Origin of the sequence: Enterobacter sp. 120016 (assembly GCF_018383635.1) — a bacterium.
GTDB classification, from domain to species: Bacteria; Pseudomonadota; Gammaproteobacteria; order Enterobacterales; family Enterobacteriaceae; genus Enterobacter; species Enterobacter asburiae_D.
The window spans coordinates 1-4614 of record NZ_JAHAWC010000033.1 but is presented as its reverse complement, the minus strand read 5'-3'; the positions used below and the strand labels follow the sequence as shown (position 1 = coordinate 4614).

General features: G+C 55.3%; 4 protein-coding genes and 1 pseudogene. 3 read left to right on the top strand and 2 right to left on the bottom strand.

Going from position 1 to position 4614, the window contains the following annotated elements:
• Window positions 1–126 precede the first annotated feature (126 nt).
• Window positions 127–1485 carry an esterase-like activity of phytase family protein gene (locus tag KIF87_RS22950; protein ID WP_213330832.1) on the bottom strand — a complete coding sequence of 453 codons (1359 nt, stop codon included), beginning with the start codon at window positions 1483–1485 and terminating at the stop codon, window positions 127–129.
• Window positions 1486–1896: 411 nt separating this feature from the next.
• Between KIF87_RS22950 and KIF87_RS22945 the strand changes: the two genes are divergently transcribed.
• Both KIF87_RS22945 and KIF87_RS22940 read left to right on the top strand, forming a co-directional pair.
• A complete protein-coding gene (locus KIF87_RS22945; protein ID WP_025757432.1) occupies window positions 1897–2442 on the top strand; it encodes a YfaZ family outer membrane protein in 546 nt (181 codons plus the stop codon).
• Window positions 2442–2762 carry a hypothetical protein gene (locus KIF87_RS22940; protein ID WP_213330830.1) on the top strand — a complete coding sequence of 107 codons (321 nt, stop codon included), beginning with the start codon at window positions 2442–2444 and terminating at the stop codon, window positions 2760–2762. The genes KIF87_RS22945 and KIF87_RS22940 overlap by 1 nt, the downstream gene beginning before the upstream one ends.
• Window positions 2763–2807: 45 nt before the next feature.
• Here KIF87_RS22940 and KIF87_RS22935 read toward each other — a convergent pair whose 3' ends face one another.
• Window positions 2808–4178, bottom strand: a complete 1371-nt coding sequence (locus KIF87_RS22935) for an NAD-dependent succinate-semialdehyde dehydrogenase (RefSeq protein WP_213330828.1) — start codon at window positions 4176–4178, stop codon at window positions 2808–2810.
• A gap of 150 nt (window positions 4179–4328) precedes the next feature.
• Here KIF87_RS22935 and KIF87_RS22930 point away from each other — a divergent pair.
• A pseudogene (locus KIF87_RS22930) lies at window positions 4329–4523 on the top strand (AraC family ligand binding domain-containing protein); the annotation flags it as partial.
• Between the last annotated feature and the right edge of the window lie 91 nt (window positions 4524–4614).

Below are 4614 nucleotides of genomic sequence, written 5' to 3'. Positions count from 1 at the left end.
ATAAGCGACTCCATAAACGGGTTCTTATGCCTTAGTTGTAAGTGTCTACCATGTCCCCGAACAAGTGTTCACTATGTCCCCGGACCGTACACCCATATGGGGAGAGGGTTAGGGTGGGGGGTAAACTTATTTCACCGCTTCCGGCAGCGTTATAATCCACAACTCGCTGTCCGACTCCGGCTTCTTCAGCGGCTTCACGCTGAGCGTGGTTTCAACCGGTTTATCATCCAGAGTCAGCTTGCCTTCCGCGTTCACCCGATAATCCTTGAGCTTCTTGCCCTCGACCGGGTTTTGCATCGCCACCTTCACGCCAAAGTCGTTATCGTTCGCCACCGCAAGCGTTTTGCTGTCAATTAGCGCCAGCCCTTCGGCCTTCTCCTGCTGCCAGCCCAGCGCGCGGAGATCGACAACCTGCGTTTTAGCCGCAAGCGTTATGCCGCGCTGCGCCAGGGTTTTCTCATCATCAAACTCCGGGTACTCACCCGGCTTGTCAAAGGCGGAAAGGTCGCTCGCCTTGCTGAGATCCACCTTGTAAATCAGGTTACGCATGCCGTCGTTTTTATCGCTTCCCTGCTCAATCAGCAGGATGTGCTGGTCATCGAGCGCCACAATGTCGCCGATTTTGGCATCGCTGTTTTTACCGTAGGCCGCGCTGTCGATTGGGTAACCGTACATCGCGGTTTTCCCGGTCGCCGGGTCGAAGCTCACCAGACGCGTAAACAGCGCCTGCTTTTTGCTCTTACCGTCGATATCCAGCGTGCTTTGCACGGCGGCGATAATCCGCCCGTCCGGCATTCGGGTCAGGCCTTCAAAGCCACGGTTAGCCTGGCGCCATTTGATGATGTTTGGCAGACCGCCCGCGATGGATTTCTCCCCTTCCGCGGCATGCGGCCCGTGGATTGCCAGGATCTTCCCTTTGCTGTCGACGTTAATCAGGAACGGGCCATACTCGTCGCACAGCCAGTAGCCGCCTTTCCCGTCCGGCGTGATGCCTTCCGTGTCCAGGCCACGGTTGTCACCCTTCAGGATGTTGAGGGTATCGCTGAACGCGACCTCATTGGTGGAGCCAATCACGCCGCTTTGCAGCGGCAGACCGTTAATCTCGCCTTTATCATCATGCAGCGGGCGGGCATCAACAGCCTCCGCTTTGCCTTTCTGAACGCGGATGGTCATCAGCAGCGGCGCGAAATCTGGCGTGACAAATATTTTGGCTTCGTTTTTACCCATTTTTGGCGCATCGGCGTTTGGACCGCGATCGGTCACGGTCGCAAAGGTCAGGGTGTCGCCCTGCTTACCCGTAAACAGCAGGCCAGAACCGATTCCCACGGGCAGTCCGTTCGGAAACGCGCTGGCAAACGCGCCGCTGTAGCTCACGTGGGAGTCTTCAGGGAAGCTGACGACATAGCGCTCAGCAGTAGGCTGCGCCGCCAGGCCAGAGAAAGAGAGCGCACAACCGATTAGCACAGGAATAATTTTTCTTTTCATATTGTTAGCATCCAGTTAGTGAAGCCAACAACGTAAAGAATAAACGTGTCAGAAAAATGACATGAAAAGGAAACCGACCTGCGCGATTGAACGTATATTCACCACTCGAAATGTAAGGCTTTGTTGTTTTGTGTGACAGGTGAAACATTTTCGGAAATTATTAGAAACCCAATTAATTCATCTCAAATCACTATCCCCGCCTCGTTCAGTTTATGTTTAGTCAAAAAACTAAACGGTTCCTAAACGCCAAAAACATCCCCTGTTGACACCCCGACAATCAAACACCAATGCAACAATTGCAATAAAAAACTTAACAATATCAGTATAAAACCGCGATTTATATCACATTTGCAGTCATAAACATCGCTTGTTAAGGTGCGCCCAGATGAATTTAATGACGAGGCATAAAACATGAAAAAACTGAATATCCTTCTTCTTTCTGCTCTGGCTGCCGTATCGGGTTCCGCACTGGCGATGGGCGGCACCGTTGAGCAGGGTAAAAACTTTACCAACCTCAATCTGGAAATGGGTAAATCCTCATCCGGTGTTTATCTTGAAAGTAACTGGCTCAAAAACACCGACGACGGTACCCAGACCGGCGGCGTGGGCGCAGGCTACAACCTGGAAGTGGGCCCGGTGATGCTGAATGCGGGCGCGAAGGCGATCTACCTCGGCCCGAAAAAAGGCGATAACGGCGTGGCGTTCCCGATTGGCGGCGGCGTAAACGTTGCGTTGACCGACAGCATCCACGTGTACGGTGAAGGCTATGTGGCACCAGAAGGGCTGAACAACAGCGTGAAAAACTACGTGGAAGCCAACGGCGGAGTAAGCTGGACGCCGATTACGCCAGTGACACTGAAAGTGGGTTACCGCCACGTGAGCGTGGATGGCAAAGACGGTCGTCCTGGCCACACGCTGATTGACGGCGCATATGTAGGCGGTGGAGTGACCTTCTGATGAAACACCGCATTACCGCGCTTTGCGTTCTGAGCCTCACGCTGATGCTCACCGGCTGCGTCCAGTACAAATGGGTGAAACCGGGCGCCAGCGACGCTGACATGAATAAAAAGCTCACGGAATGCGAAGCGCAGGCCCTGATCGATCTGCCCCCGGATAACGTAGTAACCGGTTCGAGCTCGGAAAAAACGGACAAAAAGAACAAGAAAAAGGATATTTCCACGAGCTACACGGTCGAAGACGCGAACGAATATCGCCGGGATACGTTAGTCGACAGCTGCATGTTCAAAAGCGGCTGGGACAAGATCGAAGTGCAATAATCTCCTTTAAAAAAACCTGCCGGTTGGCAGGTTTTTGATTATCTCTTACTTACGCACCACCACCAGCTTCTGGTTCACAAACTCTTTGATCCCCAGGTCCGACAGCTCGCGCCCGTAGCCGGAGCGCTTCACGCCGCCGAACGGCAGCTCTGGCGCAGTATCGGTGAGCCAGTTGATGTACACCATCCCTGTCTCAATCCGTGACGCCATTTTCTTCGCGCGCTCGATATTCTGACTAAATACCGCCCCGCCCAGGCCGTAGTGGGAGTCGTTCGCCAGCGCGACCGCCTCGTCGTCGCTTTTCACGACGTAAATCTGCGCTACCGGGCCGAAGAACTCCTCGAAGTACGCCGGGTTATCGCGGGAGATATGCGTCAGGATCGTCGGTTCGAAGAAACTCCCGTCGCGCTGTACCGGTTTGCCGCCATAGTGCAGCGTCGCACCGTTTTTCACCGCCTCGTTAACCTGTTTGGTCAGCGTTTCCAGGGCATCTTTAGACGACAGCGGCCCCAGCGTGGTGCTTTCGTCCAGCGGATCGCCAATCTTCACCTGCTTAAACGCCTCGGTGAATTTACTCAGGAAGGCATCCGCAATCTTTTCATGCAGAATAAAGCGCTTCGCCGCGGTGCAGACCTGCCCGGCGTTATTGAGTCGCGCATTCACGCCAATTTTCACGGCCCTCTCAAGGTCTGCATCGTCCAGCACCACGAACACATCGTTACCGCCCAGCTCCAGCGTGGATTTCTTGATGTGCTTCGCCGCCTGCGCAGCCACCGCGCTGCCCGCCTTTTCGGAGCCAGTTAGCGCAGCGCCCTGCACGCGATCGTCGGCTATGATGTTTGCCACCTGCTCGGACGAGATAAACAGGTTGGTCCACGCCCCTTCCGGCGCGCCCGCCTCGCGCACCAGATGGGCAAAGGTCTCGGCGCAGTGCGGCACGATGCTGGCATGCTTGGCGATCACCGGGTTGCCCGCCGCCAGGTTGGGCGCCAGAACGCGCATCAGCTGGTAGTACGGAAAGTTCCACGGCTCAACGGCCATCAGCACGCCGATGGGGTGATGCTCAACCCACGCTTCCCCGAGCTCAGACGGATACTTCACCGGGGCCAGGAACCGCTGCGCGTTGTCGGCGTAGTAGCGGGCGATCTGCGCGCACAGCTTTACCTCGCCGCGGCTCTGTTCGATGAGCTTACCCATCTCCTGGCTGGCGATTTTCGCCAGATCCTCCGCGCGCTCGTCGATCAGGTCGGCGAGCTTATGCAGCACCGGCAGACGCTGGCTGATGTCGCCTTTCGCCCAGTCCGAATGATAAAGCGCATCGGCCGCCTTGAGCGCCGCTTCGATATCCGCGTCGGTATGCGAGGGGTATTCTTTGATGAGCTGGTTAGTGGCAGGATTTACTGTCTGATAAGCCATGTCGAATCTCCTTGTTTTACCGCTTAGGGTATTAAGGGTAGTCAACATGACTGGCCGTGGACGTAAAGTTGGGTATATCCGGAAGGTTCTTAATGAAGCGCTGCCAGACGGTTCGCTGACGTGGTATAAAAACTTTCAGAAGGAGCGCCCATGACCGATACCCGACACGTCCGCCAGACTTTTCACCGCGCCTCAGGCCTTGAGCTGCGCAGCACCTGGCAGAGTACTCAGGCGTACAAACGCCATAGTCACCCTCAGCTCTCCATCGGCGCGATTGTGGAGGGCCAGACCTGCTGCGTGTGTTTTGACAGAGAGTACATCCTTAACCCCGGGGACCTCATTGTATGACCGGATACATAGGTGACAGATCAGACCGGGAACATAGGTAACACTTTTTAGTCTATCCGGAGCACACTCTGGGTTTTTCGGTCATAGT